The 16,141-nt window shown below is 46.2% G+C and carries 11 protein-coding genes and 1 tRNA gene; 4 read left to right on the top strand and 8 right to left on the bottom strand.

Annotation, left to right across the window (positions count from 1 at the left end; translation table 11 throughout):
- Positions 1-63: 63 nt before the first annotated feature.
- Entirely contained in the window at positions 64-621 is a 558-nt protein-coding gene (locus AB8809_RS05160) for a recombinase family protein (RefSeq protein WP_000190113.1), read from the bottom strand.
- Positions 622-856: 235 nt separating this feature from the next.
- Here AB8809_RS05160 and AB8809_RS05155 point away from each other — a divergent pair, with 235 nt between their 5' ends.
- From AB8809_RS05155 to AB8809_RS05145, 3 genes are all read left to right on the top strand, one after another.
- A complete protein-coding gene (locus AB8809_RS05155; protein ID WP_001222145.1) occupies positions 857-3,121 on the top strand; it encodes an AAA family ATPase in 2,265 nt (754 codons plus the stop codon).
- The gene (locus tag AB8809_RS05150; protein ID WP_349854397.1) at positions 3,118-4,956 is read left to right on the top strand and encodes a UvrD-helicase domain-containing protein; all 1,839 of its coding nucleotides are present in this window, start codon (positions 3,118-3,120) and stop codon (positions 4,954-4,956) included. The genes AB8809_RS05155 and AB8809_RS05150 overlap by 4 nt, the downstream gene beginning before the upstream one ends.
- 163 nt (positions 4,957-5,119) lie before the next feature.
- Positions 5,120-5,452: an NIPSNAP family protein gene (locus tag AB8809_RS05145; RefSeq protein WP_064368282.1), complete on the top strand. Its 333-nt coding sequence runs from the start codon at positions 5,120-5,122 to the stop codon at positions 5,450-5,452.
- Between the two features lie 122 nt (positions 5,453-5,574).
- Here AB8809_RS05145 and AB8809_RS05140 read toward each other — a convergent pair whose 3' ends face one another.
- Both AB8809_RS05140 and AB8809_RS05135 read right to left on the bottom strand, forming a co-directional pair.
- A complete protein-coding gene (locus tag AB8809_RS05140) occupies positions 5,575-7,515 on the bottom strand; it encodes a site-specific integrase (RefSeq protein ID WP_349854396.1) in 1,941 nt (646 codons plus the stop codon).
- Positions 7,516-7,602: 87 nt separating this feature from the next.
- Positions 7,603-7,678, bottom strand: a tRNA-Thr gene (locus AB8809_RS05135).
- A gap of 526 nt (positions 7,679-8,204) precedes the next feature.
- Between AB8809_RS05135 and AB8809_RS05130 the strand changes: the two genes are divergently transcribed.
- Positions 8,205-8,678, top strand: a complete 474-nt coding sequence (locus AB8809_RS05130; RefSeq protein ID WP_349854395.1) for a hypothetical protein — start codon at positions 8,205-8,207, stop codon at positions 8,676-8,678.
- 298 nt (positions 8,679-8,976) lie between these two features.
- Here AB8809_RS05130 and proA read toward each other — a convergent pair whose 3' ends face one another.
- The 5 genes from proA to AB8809_RS05105 form a co-directional block, all read right to left on the bottom strand.
- Complete coding sequence (gene proA, locus AB8809_RS05125) at positions 8,977-10,230, bottom strand: glutamate-5-semialdehyde dehydrogenase (RefSeq protein ID WP_349854394.1); 1,254 nt, start codon at positions 10,228-10,230, stop codon at positions 8,977-8,979.
- 10 nt (positions 10,231-10,240) lie between these two features.
- A complete protein-coding gene (gene proB, locus AB8809_RS05120) occupies positions 10,241-11,344 on the bottom strand; it encodes a glutamate 5-kinase (protein WP_015841435.1) in 1,104 nt (367 codons plus the stop codon).
- Between the two features lie 123 nt (positions 11,345-11,467).
- A complete protein-coding gene (crl, locus tag AB8809_RS05115; protein ID WP_180778717.1) occupies positions 11,468-11,842 on the bottom strand; it encodes a sigma factor-binding protein Crl in 375 nt (124 codons plus the stop codon).
- Between the two features lie 69 nt (positions 11,843-11,911).
- Positions 11,912-14,035, bottom strand: coding sequence for an ankyrin repeat domain-containing protein (locus AB8809_RS05110; protein ID WP_349854393.1), 2,124 nt, complete (start codon positions 14,033-14,035; stop codon positions 11,912-11,914).
- An 11-nt stretch (positions 14,036-14,046) separates the two neighbouring features.
- Positions 14,047-16,140 carry an ankyrin repeat domain-containing protein gene (locus tag AB8809_RS05105; protein ID WP_349854391.1) on the bottom strand — a complete coding sequence of 698 codons (2,094 nt, stop codon included), beginning with the start codon at positions 16,138-16,140 and terminating at the stop codon, positions 14,047-14,049.
- Position 16,141: the final 1 nt, after the last annotated feature.

Genomic DNA, 16,141 nt, shown 5'->3' with positions numbered 1-16,141 from the left:
CGTTTTGAATCTCTCACGCTAACTAACCCAAAACTCGGGGTTGCAATGAAAGTTTAGAAGCATTTAAAGCAGCGCGGCTATAGTCGCTCTGGAAACACCGTATTCACGCGCTAACGCACTGATACTGGTCCCGCTATTCTTTTTCTCTATAATCGCCCTACGGGCTTCTGGTGCGATTTTCGACGGTCTGCCCAGCTTCTTTCCTTCAGCTTTTGCTCGTGACAGCCCCGCCTGAGTGCGTTCAATAAGTAGGTCACGCTCCATTTCCGCAACGGCTGCCAGCATAGACAACAGAAGCTTACCGGCAGCAGAAGTGAGGTCAGTAGTTCCAAGCTGGTGGACGATCACCTTGATATTACGCTCTGCCAGTGCCCTGACCGTCTGGAGAACATCAATCGCATCACGTCCCAGACGGTCTAGTTTTGCAACTACCAACGTTTCACCATCGCGAATTTTGCTAAGCATTTCAGAAAACGCTTTACGTTGCATAGCCGGAACCTTCCCACTGACAATATCGGCAAACCAATAGTCAATTTGCCACCCAGCTTGCTCAAGCTCTAGTCGCTGGTTCTCAGTATCCTGCTGCGTTGTTGAAACACGCCCGTAGCCAAAAGTAGCCATTGTTATCTCCCCATCTGACCCCTGCCAGAAAACGAGGCCAACATTAGGATGGCCTGTCAGAAAAGCCAAGGCTATTTTTCCAACAGTGTGAAAGCGTGCGATTGGGAGGTGCCAGAAAACGGTCGATTTCTTACATCATGATTTCTATTGACTACACAATCAAAGTGGCTATGTTCTAATCGAAACGCAAAATTTCTTTAGCACAGCAAAATAATTTCATAAGGATATTATTAATATGAGAATAAATTTCATTGAAATTAAGAATTTCAGAAAGTTGAAGTCTGTCCGCATAGATATTGCAGAAAAAACCACTCTCTTTGTTGGTGCTAACAATAGCGGTAAAACGGCTGCAATGGAGGCCTTAGGACATTTCCTCGTTGATGCCTCGCGGTTTAGCGTAAATGATTTGACACTTTGCAATTGGGCAAAAATAAAAGATATCACTGAACAATGGTTAACTGAGGAAAATATAGATCTTGATAAATCACAGGAAGCTTTATCAGATCTCTTTCCTTTCATGGATATTTGGATCGAAGCGAAAGAAAATGAGCTCCAATATGTTAACCATATACTCCCAACGTTAGAGTGGAATGGAGGTTTAATTGGAGTAAGACTGAGATATGAACCCAAGAAATTTGATGTTTTCTTTGAGGATTTCATATCTTCCCGCCAAAATTCATTAGATATACACGACCGAATTTCTGAGCGGATTGATAAAGAAAATTACACAATAGCATTGTGGCCTAAAGATATTTATGAATATCTTTCAAGAAAGTTGAATTCACTGTTTACAATCAAGTGTTATAGCTTAGATCCTTCAAAACTAGAATTATCTGATAATGGGATAGCCAAACCCCAAAGAATAGACAGTAAGCAAACATTACTTGATGGCATACCTCTCAAAGATCTAATAAGAATTGATGAGATCAATGCACAACGTGGCTTTGGAAGCCCCTCAGCTGCCGACAAAGAGAATAGCAAATTAAACACACAGTTAAGAGATTATTATTCTAAACATCTCAACCCAATAGAAAGCCCTGAATTATCGGATATTGAAGCTCTACAAGCCATTCGTGATGCTCAGGATACATTTGATGAAAGATTAAAAAACTGTTTCTCCCAAGCCATAAAAGAAGTTGAAGGCCTCAACTATCCAGGAGTAACTGATCCTAAATTAAAAATCTCCACAAAAATAGAACCAATTGATGGCTTAAATCACGATTCAGCAGTTCAATATGAGTTAACTAATGCTTTAAGCAATGTATCTTTAGACTATCTAAGATTGCCAGAGAGTTATAATGGGCTAGGTTATCAAAACTTAATCTCAATTGCATTTAGACTAATGGGGTTCAGAGATAGTTGGATGAAAGTTGGCAAAGCTACAAATAAAAAATTAGCAGACGACAATCAAGAGGATTTTCCAGCTCCCCTGCATTTGGTTTTGATTGAGGAACCTGAAGCTCACTTGCATGCACAAGTGCAACAAATCTTCATTAGGAAAGCATATGATATATTGAGGAATCATAACAATTTAGGCGATAAAGAAGAGCTTCATACACAACTCATTATAAGCACACATTCAAGCCATATTGCCCACGAGTGTAAATTTTCTTCTTTACGATACTTTAGAAGAATTCCTGCTTGTAAAGAACATGAGATCCCTGTATCAACAGTAATCAATCTTTCCAATGTTTTTGGTGTAAATGATGATACAGAAAAATTTGTAATAAGATACCTAAAGGCAACACATTGTGATTTATTCTTTGCAGATGCAGTAATTCTTGTTGAAGGTCCTGCCGAGAGGATTTTAGTTCCTCACTTAATTAGAAGACACTACCCTTTCTTAAATCAAAGCTACATTACCTTATTAGAGATTGGTGGTAGCCATGCACATCGGCTAAAGAATCTGATTGTTAGTTTGAATCTTTTAACTCTAATTATTACGGATTTAGACCCTAAGGATTCACAAGATGGCAAGGTTAAACCCTCTAAGAAAGGCAGCGGTTTCGTTACAAGTAATACAACACTTGCAAGTTGGGTTCCAGAAGTTACCGGTGTCGATGAATTGTATAAACTCACGGAAGATAAGAAAGAAAAGAAATATAATGAATTCTTTTATGTTTACTCAGCTTTTCAGATTCCTGTTTTGGCTGAATTCAAAGGTGTTAACCAAGAGTTTTTACCAAACACTTTCGAAGACTCTTTAGTCTACAATAATCTAGATTTTTTCAGTAATCTTACTGGTAATGGTTTAGTGAAGAAATTTAAAGCATCAATTACTAATTGCAAAAATGCAGAGGAATTTGGAGAGGAATCATTTTCACATTTATCTAAAGGTAATAAAGCTGAATTTGCATTAGATATACTTTACCATGACGAAAGCGATAAATTAAACACACCTAATTATATAAGTAATGGTCTAAAGTGGCTCGAAGAAAAGATAAAAATAAAACAATTAGAGCTTGTTTCTGATTTAGCCAGTGATGGAGAAACCAAATGACTATCAAGCAAACTGAGGAAATATTAGATTCTAATATATATAATTATTTAACAGGCACTCAAAAGCATAGTTTCCTTCTTTATGCTGGAGCTGGCTCTGGTAAAACTAGAACTTTAGTTAATGTTCTGGAAATGATTTTGAAGAGTCACTCAGAAGAGTTCAGGCTAAGAGGAAAAAGAATAGCCGTGATAACATACACCAATGCGGCTTGTGATGAAATAAAAAGAAGAGTTAAATTCAACAAATTAATAGATGTGTCTACAATTCATAGTTTCCTATGGGAGCTAATTAGATATCACTCCAGTGATATAAAATCTTGGTTAATGGAAAACATTTCTGCGGAGATAGCTGATTTAAGGGACATACAAAGCAGAACAACTAGAGTTTCTCAAGCTTCTTTAGAAAGAGAAAGAAAAATAGTTTCCAAAGAAAAACGTCTGCAAAACTTATCAGACGTATATAAATTCACATATAACCCTACCGGAGATAATAGAACTAAAGACTCTCTAAATCATTCAGAAGTCATTAAACTCGGATCTTATTTTCTAGATAGAAAATATACTATGCAGAAAATATTGGTTAATCGCCATCCAATTCTTTTAATTGATGAAAGCCAAGATACTAACAAACTGCTAATGAATGCATTACTCGAAGTTGAGAAAAATAACAGAGATACATTCTCGGTGGGTCTGTTAGGGGACATGATGCAAAGGATATACTCTGATGGTAAAAGTGATTTAGAGGCATGCCTTGACGAACACTGGAAAAAACCTGAAAAAAGCATTAACTATCGTTCTCCAAAAAGAGTGGTCGCTTTAATTAATTTAATTAGAAGCCAAGTGGATAATCATAAGCAAAAGGCCAAAGAAGATGCCGAGGAAGGATATGTAAGAATTTTTATAAAAGAATGTCATTCTGATAATAAAGATAGAGATGAATCTTTTGTAAAGCAAAGAATGAGAGAAATTACTTTAGATGATGATTGGGAAAACCATGATTCATTAGTAAACACCCTAATATTAGAACATCATATGGCCGCAACACGTATGGGCTTTATAGACATGTTCACTCCTCTCTATCAAATTGAGCGATTAAAAACAGGGCTTTTAGAGGGCTCTCTGGGTAATATAAATTTCATTTGTGGAATTGTTTCCCCCTTAATATCCGCCTGCATTAAAAATGATACCTTTACTATCACTAACATTTTACGAACAAATGCCCCCTTATTAAAAAGAGAACATCTTTTAAAAAATACAAATAATACCTCACCACTTACACAAATCAGAAGCTCTCTTGATATGTTAAAGAGTTTTATTTCTAAAAACCCCGAACTCATCACAATTGATTTACTGCATAAGATAAATGAAATAAAATTACTTGACGTCCCAGATTCTATACAAGAAATACTAGAAAGTAATGATAACTCACAAGATGATATCATTGAAGCTTGGCAGAAATCTTTTAGCTCTCCTTTATATCAATTTGATAAATATTATAATTATGTCAAAGGGAAGACAAACATCGATACTCATCAAGGAGTTAAAGGTCTAGAATTCCCTCGTGTTCTAGTTTTAATTGATGATTCTGAGGCTAAAGGTTTTATGTTTAGTTATGACAAACTTTTCGGTATTAAAGAAAAAACAAAAACTGATTTAGATAATGAGAAAGAAGGTAAAGATACTAGTGAAGACAGAACTAGACGACTATTTTACGTCACATGTAGCCGAGCACAAAAAAGCCTCGCCATTCTTGCTTATACAGATAATACAGAAATGCTAAGAAAAAACCTATTACATAAAGGATGGTTTGATTCGAGTGAAATAGAAATAATTTAATCAAAAGCAGTAATAGGATATTTTAAAGTGAACTGACATCATAAAAATGTTGGTTCACTTAATATGAACCATCGGTAAGAAACAAAAGTTGGTGTTGAATAATATGTCCACTTATACATCTTGTTATTTTATGCACATAGCCGAGCATTAATGGAGAATAAAATTGAGAACCGTCGAAATACTGCAATACACCTTACGCAAAGGCAGCGGTGCCGCTTTTCATGCCATCATGCAGGAAATCAGCGTTCCCCTACACCGACGCCACGGGATCGACGTTGTTTCCTTTGGCAACTCGCTTCATGACCCGGATTGCTACTACCTGATTCGCGCCTTTGACAGTGCTGAAAGCATGACTACGATTCTTGAAACTTTTTACGCAAGCGATGACTGGCGCAGCGGCCCACGCGAAGAGATTATTCGCAGTATCGAAACCAGCATGAAAACAGTTATAAGTCTGCCGCAGGAAAGCGTGGAAGGGCTGCGGGTGCAATCGTAGGTCATATGACTTCACCAAACGCGTTTGAGCGTCTCCAAATTCAGCACTATGAAATCCACAACCCTTAATAAAAAACGCGCCAGAACCATTCTGAGCGCGTTAGAGCAAGAGAGAAAGTCAGGCTATTGCAGTTCTTTTCGCGATTTATTGCTCTGCTTAATCCGTAGAGCATCAGCTACCGCATCGACACCATCTTCGCAAACAAATGGAGCGACTTCCGGTAGCCCCAACGTAACGCTCTCAAGCACAGCAAAAAGGGCTGCTGGTGGGTGATCTTTGCTATATCGGTTCTCTGTCTCACCAGAACCGCGGATATGCCCAACAAACTGAGCGCGCGTCTCGCTGTCGATTCCTGCTTGCTTGAGCCTGGTAGAAAACGTGTGACGGAATGAATGGAAAGATTTCTTACTGTCCTTTTCAAATCCTAACTGCACTTTCAGCAACGAACGGTTAAACCAGTCCGAAGCCTTATCGCCGTATCCTTTTACAGAGTGGTAAGGAAGCTCTGGAAATAAACGCTCGTGACCTGCTTTCTTCAATGCTTCGCAATAGCGGATTAATCCAAGTTTGAGCAATGTCGGATGCAACGGTATTTTTCTTCGTGAATTAATCGTTTTCAGTGACTGATCGGCCCGTTCGTTGCTGATTTCAAAGAAATAAAACCCGGTAGCATCCTGCTTAATATCATCTAGATAAAGTTGGCATAACTCATTAATCCTTGCTCCGGTAAAGAATCCGATGAGTGGCAACCAGTAATGAAATGCACGGTAATGATGGAAGCGTCCCTCGCTATTTCTATCTACGGCTCCACGTTTAAACCAAGGGCGGTTAAAAATAGCGTGCAAATCCTCATCAGTGAAATCAGCTTTGAAGTCCTGATCCATCTTTTCATTTTCTACAGGTGCGAAGAATTGATTCGCTGGGGACTTAATAAAAATACCTTCTCCATCAGCCCACCTGAAAGCTTCGAAGATAACCCGCATATATTTACGAACGGTGTTATCGCTCATTAGAGGGTCGCCATTCTCTTTTGCTTTAACCATCAGCTCATGAATGCCATTGATTTTGTATCGGATCTTAGCTAAATCACGCCGTGCAGGTATCGACCTTAGTAAGCTCTCATACTCACGGAGATAGTCACGATCCACTTTTATAAGCTTTGGATCACCCATGACTTCAACCAGCAGGCTAAAACCTTCCCGAACTCGATTCTCTGCCTTTTCCGTGAATTTCCCCCCGCGCTTGTAGCGAATATATTTTTCACATAACTCGCTCATTTTCACTGAGTAGTATTTACGATTTACATATTCATTATCCGGTATTGATGAGGGCAATAATACAGGGGTAATTGCTTTTAGTTTCACAGGCATTACTGGAGAAACTGCGGTGCTATGTGACAGCCAAAATAATCGTAAGCGCTCGGCTTGCACACGATGAATCATTAGTGAACCAGGCGAGATTTCGACACCGGGAAAGTCAACGAACCATGCGGCTTTGGATGAAGCCTCTGAGGATTTAAATGCGGTTTCTGCGTCTAGCGGCTCGCCAGCGATCATCTGACGTAATATACATGAGGTAATCAAGGGCTGGATATAACCGTTCAGAGAACCTCTAATCCCGATGTTAATGGCACTATCGATAATAAATCCAGAAGCCTCAGGATCGTCCTTTTCCACTAATGAGAGATCTTCTACATAGTAAGCAGGACGCCCATCAGCAAGCCAAAAAAGCGGGATATTCGTATCAAGTAGTCGCTGCGCCACTTGTTGCAGGGAAGCGCTAGTTAAACCGCAAAATTCAGCAAGGCTGATCATTCCTTCTCCAGCCAAAGCAGGCGCACTGCTTACCAACTTTTCTCTATCCAATTTTTGATACTCACCCAGACATCGCTGCCAGACAACCAATAGACCTGCGGCAATCGCTCGCGCTTTTCTGATGTCGTTTGTTTCTGTTGAAGCGTGAATCTCACGCTGTCCCGTGTAGAGACGGTATCGGGCGGGAACTGCAATACGGACAACATAAATACCGCTGCTACGGCGATACAGATTATCACGTTGAGCCATCGGCTGTATGACCTCTATGTAGTAGAGGCTACGCGATTTCACTTTGAATGAGCTTAACGTTAATTAAATCAATAAGATAGAAGTGAATGGTGCCGATAATAGGAGTCGAACCTACGACCTTCGCATTACGAATGCGCTGCTCTACCAACTGAGCTATATCGGCTTTGGGATCGTCGTGGCGAGAGCCAGACGTGAACTACGGGGTGACAAATTAGTGATAATGGTACATCAAGTCAAGCGTTTGGCGATCGTCTGCTGGTTTTATCATCATCCTGTTGAAGATGATACGGTTCTGATAATTTTCCGTACTAATAATGCCACATGCTATAGCTTTTGGGCTTAACGGATAAGCCGGAATCTGACTTCTATATCACCTTGCTTCGGGAGTCTGTTCCAGACAGATAATATCTGACTAGACAAACGCCGATCATTTTTAATCAATATATTTCTCCGTAGAGTAGGAACGTTACAATAAAAATAACTTCTTACCTTTATGATGAAAATGAAATAAGTCTCAACCAAACGGTCATTTTGTTTTAGGAGAAATCCCTATTCTTTTTATTTCTTATTTTGCTCTACTACTGCCAAGGCAATAAGGATGCTGTCTATACGTTGATGCCAAAATAATATCTCACCATCAAAATATTATTTTCGGCATGACCAGAAAGTACCGTGAGAGGATGTGAATAATGAAGATGAAAACACTATTTTTAGGTTTGTTATTGAGTACGAGCTATATCGGCATGGCTGCAGCGGATAGCTTTGCCTCAGCAACCGCCAGTGCTCAGTCGACTCATGATGGCAAAACTGAGCGCGTAACCAAAACTGAATCATCATCTGGTCAAGGGCCCAGTCACGTCAGTGCTAGCGCTCATGCCGGTTCTGTGGGTGAACCGCAGAAGACAAGCAACAGCGAATCCCACTTCCGGGATAAAACCGATGCCATCAAAGCCGATATAAAGGCAAGAGAATCAGAAAATAAAAACAGGGAAGCAAAAATCAAAGCGGATGTGAAAGCCAGAGAATCCGAAGCCAGAAAAGACGCCGAAAAAGGCTGGGCTGATGCCAAAGCCAAGGCGGATAATTTTAACAGCCGTGCGGAAAAACAGGCTCGTGAAACCGCACGATCAGTCCACAATGCCGCAGAGAATCATCAGCGTTAATAAATAACGCATTATTGCAGCAGAGGACAAACAATTACTCTTTATCCTCCGGTAGCCAGACAGACTATGTATTTGTGATACGTTGCACAAAGCATAGTTTGTTACTATTGGAGGATATTTATCTAATGTAGTTACTTTATTATATTTCTATTACTGCGTTAGATTTTAATTTAAATAAAAACCACAAAAAAAGAATCACAGCGGGAATGAAATGTCTTATTTAGAAAAAGAATAAAATAAAAAAAGCGGAGTGAAAATAATGCTGCGCATATCATTGATACACGCAGCCATTCATCCATTAAGCGCGAATCAAATCGTCGCCATAACCAATCCACTTATAGGTAGTCAGCGCTTCCAGCCCCATTGGGCCGCGCGCATGCAGTTTCTGGGTGCTGACCGCCACTTCTGCCCCCAGACCAAACTGGCCACCGTCGGTAAAGCGCGTACTGGCGTTGACATATACCGCAGAGGAATCCACTTCACGCACGAAGCGTTCTGCGTTGGCCAACGAGCGCGTCAGAATCGCATCAGAGTGCTGCGTACCATGTTCGCGAATATGGGCAACTGCCGCATCCAGATCGTCCACCAGCGTAACGTTCAGGTCGTTAGAGAGCCATTCATCGTTGTAGTTGGCCTCTTCCACCGCAACGACATTTGCCGGACCACCGTTCAGATAAGACATCGCTGAAGGACTGGCATGGAGCGTAACGCCCGCCGCCGCCATTTTCTTGCTCAGTTCAGGCAGGAAGCGGTCAGCGATATGTTGATTGACCAGCAGCGTTTCCAGGCTGTTGCAGGCGCTAGGACGTTGTACTTTGGCGCTTTCAATGACCGTCAGCGCCTTGTCGAAATCGATGCTATCGTCCGCATAGATGTGACAAACGCCGATGCCCCCGGTAATAACCGGAATCGTCGATTGTTCGCGGCACAGCTTATGCAGGCCAGCACCACCGCGCGGAATCAGCATATCCACGTAGCGATCCAGCTTCAGCAGTTGATTAACCAGTTCACGATCCGGGCTTTCAATCGCCTGCACCGCGGCGGCAGGCAGGCCGCACTGCGACAGCGCCTGCTGAATCACTTTTACTGTAGCCGCATTGGTGCGGTACGTTTCTTTCCCACCGCGCAGAATCACCGCGTTGCCGGTTTTCAGGCACAGGGAGGCCACATCAATGGTGACGTTCGGACGCGCTTCATAAATCACGCCGACCACGCCCAGCGGCACGCGGCGACGCTCCAGTTTAAGCCCGTTATCCAGCATACTGCCGTCAATCACTTGCCCTACCGGATCGGTCAAGCGGCATACCTGACGCACATCGCTGGCAATCGCGCTCAGTCGTTCCTGCGTTAAAAGCAGACGATCCTGCAACGCCTCACTCATGCCATTTTGGCGCGCATCGGCTAAATCCAGCGCGTTAGCCGCCAGAATCGTTGCACTCTCGGCTTCCAGCAAATCCGCAATCGTCAGCAGCGCGCGATCTTTTTGAGCCGTGCTCAGGACTGCCAGTTGATAAGAGGCCGCTTTTGCCGCTTTACCCATTTGTTCAAGCATCGCGAACTCCTTAATTGATAATCATATCGTCGCGATGGATAGCCACCGGACCATATTCGTAGCCAAGAATCTCGGCAATCTGTTGAGAATGGTGTCCGGCAATCATACGCAGCGCATCGCTGTTATAACGCGTCACGGCGTGCGCCACATCGCGGCCCGCCAAGCTGCGCACGCGGATCACTTCACCGCGCGAGAAATTCCCTTCCACGCGGCGAATGCCCTTCGGCAGCAGCGAGCTGCCGCGTTCAAGGATCGCAGAAAGCGCGCCGTCGTCGACGGTGATTTCCCCCGCCGGTGGTGCACCAAAAATCCAGTGTTTACGACTTTCCAGCGGCGCATCCACGGCATGAAAACGCGTTCCAACGGAGATATCTGCAATGACATCGCCAATCACACCCGGTTTGCTGCCTGCGGCGATCACCACGTCGATACCGGCACGACAGGCCACATCGGCAGCCTGCAATTTAGTCGACATACCGCCCGTTCCGAGGCCTGACACGCTGTCACCCGCGATGCTGCGCAGCGCATCATTGATGCCGTTCACTTCACGAATCAGCTCCGCATCAGGATTATTGCGCGGATCGGCGGTAAACAGACCGGCCTGATCGGTCAGCAGCAGCAGCTTATCCGCATCGGCCAGAATCGCCGCCAGCGCAGACAGGTTGTCGTTGTCACCCACCTTGATCTCGGCGGTCGCAACGGCGTCGTTTTCATTAATGACCGGAACAATATTGTTATCCAGCAGCGCCCGCATGGTGTCGCGCGCGTTAAGGAAACGCTCACGATCTTCCATATCCGCACGCGTCAGCAGCATTTGCCCAACGTGGATACCGTAGATGGAAAACAGCTGTTCCCACAGCTGAATCAGGCGGCTTTGACCCACGGCGGCCAGCAGTTGTTTGGTCGCAATTGTGGCGGGGAGTTCGGGGTAACCCAAATGTTCGCGCCCGGCGGCAATCGCTCCTGAGGTGACAATAACAATCCGATGCCCTGCCGCATGTTGCTGCGCACACTGGCGCACCAGTTCAACAATGTGGGCGCGGTTAAGACGGCGCGAACCGCCGGTTAGCACGCTGGTGCCCAGTTTCACAACCAAAGTCTGGCTGCCGCTCATAATTTCTCTGCCGTTGGATGTCAAAAAATAAGAATAAGGAAAACGTTGTAGCAGGACAGACGCGTTATGCCAACAGGCATAACGCGAAAACCTGCGAATAAATCGGGGATCGTCAGGGAAGCATCACGGTCGTGCAGCGAGGGTCGTAGCGGGTTCGAGCGAGTGCAGCAGTTTCTCCAGTCGGACATGGAAAGCCTGTTTGGCATTTTCCACCTGTTCCATCACGGCTTTGTCCTTGATTTTTTCCTCACGCCAGTTGCCCTGTTTATCAAACAATCCGTAGTGATAGTCATAGGCAAAGGCCTGGCCAGTATCTTCCAGATTCAGCCACCATCCCCAGAACTCGCGATTTTCAGGCGCAGGCTTGATGTTGACGCAAACCGCCAGGCAATCAAAGAAGAACGCGGTATTCTCGCACTGCGCTTCACGTATATAAGGCCCCAACGCCGCAAAATTTTTCATCAGTCGGCTTTTGGAGTGTCCACTCGGTAACATCATCTGCGATCTCCTCTGGTTGAACTTTCTTTTTAGCAGAGAATGGCAATTTATCAACCACCTGGCATCAGGTTACTGTCTGACGCATGACTTTTCTGCCTCTGCGCCAACGCGGCATGCCACGGAGTTGCGTGGCACGGAAAAGCGTGAAAGCCCCGCTTCAGCGTGTGGCACAGGCAATGCCAGCAGCGCTTGCAGGCGTTCAGCAAAATAAGCGTGAATCGGGCGTTTGCTGTCCAGCACGCTTCGCAGCTGTTCTTCTGTAAATGACGTCAGCCTGAGCAGTGCTTCAAAGACCTCTTTCCGTTCTTCCTGCACGCTGAGCGACAGCGGCGTTATGCCGTCATCATTGCTTTGGCAAAGCTCCGCACCATAGGCATGCAGCATCGCCAGCATGCGGGCAGACACCGATTCAGGGCGAGGCGGGAAATCAATGGAATGGCGGCTCGTTATCGCATACAGCGCAGGCGTCATGCCGCCTGCGGCACGCGCATTCGGGTTGGCGCCATATTGCAGCAACATCTCGAGGCAATGCTGGGCGCCCTGTTTCGCTGCCAGCATCAATGGCGTCATCGCGGGAGCGCCCCACGCGATGTCTTTCTCCATCCCCTGTTGCAGCAATACCTCAAGCGTTGCTTTGCGTCTTTCCGGCGTCACCCTTGCATTATTAATCACGCGATGCAGCGGCGGCGCAAGGGTGTTCGCCGTTTCCGCATTGAGGCTAACACCTTGTTGAACCAGCCAGTTCAGCACCTGCGGACGACACCCTGCCGCAGCGGCATAAACCATATTCATTCCGTCTGGTGCCGTGCTATGCAGGTTCATCCCACAGGAATGCAGGTGCTGGAAGAGATCAAGCAGTACGCTTTCGTGCGGACTATGCTGTGAATACAGGAGCAGCGCTATCCCCAGCGGAAGCGCGCCGCTTTCTTGCAGTACCTGCTGTTGATTGAAGTCAGCGCCGTGCGCTATCAGCAGATCGAGCAAGTCAGCATGATATTGTCCGGTGGCAATCATCGCCTCACAGAGCGTATAAAGCGCAGGCCACGTCGTCGGCGTGTCATCGTCCTCCTCCCACATCGTATAGCCAATATTGGGAGAAGCGCCTGATTCCAGTAGGTGTGCGAGAGAGGAAGAAAACACGCGATGGACGCGGCTATCCGTTACCGCAGCCTTGCCTCGCAGCACGAGATATTGCGCCAGCACCGTCCCCTGATTGACATCATTTTCGCGCTCAGCACCGTGTTCATATTCTGCGTCATCTTCATCATCAGGTTCGTTTTGCTCAAAACGCAGTGGATAGCGGCGATCGAGATCGGCAGTCCGTTCCGCAATGCGCCGTACCAGCGCAGGAGGAAACGACCTTTCCAGCGCATCCAACAAGACGCTGTGCGAAGGCACATCGCAGCGCATATCCGGAAAGGTATCCAGTAAGAACGTACAAAGCGGCGCGGGCATGCCGCAATGCAACGCCATTTCCAGCCAGGTTACCGAGGTTTTCTGTTCCTGATTAAACGACAGAGTAAAACCCGATTCCCGCATCCCTTCCCGCTCGGCCTGTACAACGATCGGCTGAAAGACCTCCAGCGTCATCCACGATCCGGCGTGCCGAAATACCGCTTCCAGTATCGACGTCCCCGTCAGGCGTACCGGGCTATCGACCTGAAACAGCCGCATTAACAAAAAACGATCCTGCTTTTCCAGCAGAACATCGACCGGGTGGCATTTCTCTGCCTCGGGGTGAAACAGGATTGGCTGATTGATATCCAACCCGTTTGCCAGTAATACCCCCAGCATCGTACTGCGCTGAGCATGGGTATAGACCGGGCTTTCAGGCAGTTCAAAAAAGCAGTGTAGCCAACCGCGTCCCTGATTATCATGAAAATCCAGCCGGGCACCGTGTTGTAAAAGCAGCGCAGCAAGTTCAGGAGAGTATGACGTGATAGCCGCGAAGAGCGCACTTTCGCCTTCAGGCGTTTCGCTATTCGCCCCTTTCTCCAGCAAATAGCGGACAAGATCGCTATCTGTGTCGCGATCCTGACTTAATTGGTGCAAAACCGTTTTCCCGTCGCTCAGTGCGTTGATGTCGCCTTTCGCCGCCAGATAGCGATCGATCAATTTCCGTTTCTTGCTGGTGGGGGCATCAGAGAAACAAATCGTCTCTAACGTATCCGTTTTGGAAGTTGAACCAAACATACACTACATCCTTATAGCGGTAACGAATGATGAGAAGAAGACGGCTCGCCTGCGCTTAGTCGCGCAATCTGTTGGCGTAACTGATCGGAGAAATAGCAGTAGCGGTTGCCTCGCGCCAGCCAGTCCAGAAGCCGATGCATCTCATCCAGAGTGGGGGACAGTATCTCCAGTAGCGCTTTAAACATCGCCTCATGTTTATTGCGAATACAGCCGACCAGCAGATCGTTACCCTCTTCGTCCACCCGTGCGATCGTCACGCCATATTGATGAAGCAGGGTCACAATACGCGCGGCTGCCGCATCGGCGCGATGTAGCGCACAGCGCAGAGGCGTCATCCCGTTGGCACTGCGAGCATGCGGGTTTGCTCCGCGCGCCAGCAGTACATCGGCACACTTCGCTTCACCATAGTAAGCCGCGCACATCAGCGGCGTGAATTGTTCATCAATCGAAAACTCATCAATATTCGCGCCGTTATCCAACAGTACCGCGACGGTTTCCGCACGCCGCTCCGGCGTCAGTGCTTCCGCGCTATACAGGCTGATGGTTTTATGCAAAACGGGGGAATTGTCGAACCCACTCAGGGTGTGAATATCCACACCGCGCGCAATAAGCCACTGTAAGACCTGTGGTCGTGAGCCTATTCCCGCCGCGGCTGCCGTGTTGATCAGGTAAGCATTGGTCGCCTGCAAATCCATACCGTGTTCGTAGAGGTAGTTCATCACCTGAAGCAGCACATCTTCATGTGTCGAACTATAGCCGCGCTGAAGCAGCGTAATGCAGAGTGGCTCGCTGACCGCACTTTTCTTCACGTTGAAATTCGCACCATGCGCTATCAGTAACTCCAGCAGGTCAGGACGAAAGTTATTCTGCGACACCATTTCAACGCAGACGAGGTAAAGCAATGACCAGTTTCGCATTTCATAGCTGCGCCCCCCGCTCATTTTATCGACCAGAGGCGACGCGCCGTATTGCAGCAACAGGCTCATGGCATCGTAAAAATAGACGTAGTAATCGGGCTCACTCAGCGCTTTTATCAGACGGTTGTCCACAAACTGCATCATGGCCGAGCTACCCACGTCAGGGTATGCATCGGCCTCCCATCCGTCCTGTTTTTTTCGGCCAGAGGAGATGAACAAGGAATAAGGACGATCGATATCCGCCGTTTTTTGCACAATCCGCGCCACCAATTCAAGCGAATAGCGGTTAAGCAAGGCATCCAGAACAAAGCTGTAGTTGCTTAAATCGCAGCGTATATCAGGGTAGGTATCGAGCAAACATTCACAGAGTCGTTCGTCCGCGGCATAAAAAATGGCCATTTCCAATAGCGAGCCATCGGTACGGATCTTCTTGTCTTCGGAAAGAATGACACCAGGCTCACGATAAGCCGCCCCGCCTGCCCGTTTCACGATCTGTTGAAAGAGCGGCAGTGGAAGCCACTCGCTTTTATAGTTAAAGATGCGTTCAAAAATGCCGGTTTCGGCAAAATGAATCGGGATATCGAGCTGGAAGATATGCTCCAGCAGACTGACATCCTTCTCGCACATCACGATCTCGATCGGAAAGCTGGTTTCCAGCGATGTCCAAAAAATGGTTTCACGATTGAGATCCAAACCGTAACGTAACAGCAGATCGAGCATTTGCTGACGCTGGTCGTCGGTGTAGGTATAGCGATCCTGAGGACAGTACAGGTAGTTCAGCCATGAGTTGCTGAAGAAATTGAGGTAGTGCACATCAGCGCCGTACTGAAGGTAGAGCTCGGCAAGTTCCAGATGGAAAAACTCGATCGCATTATGTAACGAGCTGAATCCTCCAGGCTGTTCAATAAAAGCGCCCTTATCCAGCAGGTAACGAACCAGCTCCGTATCCGGTGCGTCCGTATTGACCGTTAGCAAACCGAGCACATTAGCGCTATGGGGTTGCCTTTCATTGATGCTGCCGCCCTGCGCCAGAAAGCGGTCGATTTGTCGTTTTTTCTTTTCCAGCGGTAGGTCTGAACAACAGATGTCATGCAGGCTTTGCTGCTGACGAGACAATATTCCCCACATCATTGCATCCCTCAACGATTCCCAAACGGGTAAAAAATTGGCAGGTTCTACGCCTGCCATT

The organism is Pectobacterium aroidearum (genome assembly GCF_041228105.1).
Classification (GTDB): domain Bacteria; phylum Pseudomonadota; class Gammaproteobacteria; order Enterobacterales; family Enterobacteriaceae; genus Pectobacterium; species Pectobacterium aroidearum.
The sequence above is the reverse complement of the archived record's forward strand: the minus strand, read 5'-3'. Positions and strand labels throughout refer to the sequence as shown.

Excerpts from the sequence above, each read along its gene's own strand:
- AB8809_RS05160 (WP_000190113.1), bottom strand. The coding sequence starts at position 621 with ATGGCTACTTTTGGCTACGGGCGTGTTTCAACAACGCAGCAGGATACT.
- AB8809_RS05155 (WP_001222145.1), top strand. The coding sequence starts at position 857 with ATGAGAATAAATTTCATTGAAATTAAGAATTTCAGAAAGTTGAAGTCT.
- AB8809_RS05150 (WP_349854397.1), top strand. The coding sequence starts at position 3,118 with ATGACTATCAAGCAAACTGAGGAAATATTAGATTCTAATATATATAAT.
- AB8809_RS05140 (WP_349854396.1), bottom strand. The coding sequence starts at position 7,515 with ATGGCTCAACGTGATAATCTGTATCGCCGTAGCAGCGGTATTTATGTT.
- AB8809_RS05130 (WP_349854395.1), top strand. The coding sequence starts at position 8,205 with ATGAAGATGAAAACACTATTTTTAGGTTTGTTATTGAGTACGAGCTAT.
- proA (WP_349854394.1), bottom strand. The coding sequence starts at position 10,230 with ATGCTTGAACAAATGGGTAAAGCGGCAAAAGCGGCCTCTTATCAACTG.
- proB (WP_015841435.1), bottom strand. The coding sequence starts at position 11,344 with ATGAGCGGCAGCCAGACTTTGGTTGTGAAACTGGGCACCAGCGTGCTA.
- crl (WP_180778717.1), bottom strand. The coding sequence starts at position 11,842 with ATGATGTTACCGAGTGGACACTCCAAAAGCCGACTGATGAAAAATTTT.
- AB8809_RS05110 (WP_349854393.1), bottom strand. The coding sequence starts at position 14,035 with ATGTTTGGTTCAACTTCCAAAACGGATACGTTAGAGACGATTTGTTTC.
- AB8809_RS05105 (WP_349854391.1), bottom strand. The coding sequence starts at position 16,140 with ATGGCAGGCGTAGAACCTGCCAATTTTTTACCCGTTTGGGAATCGTTG.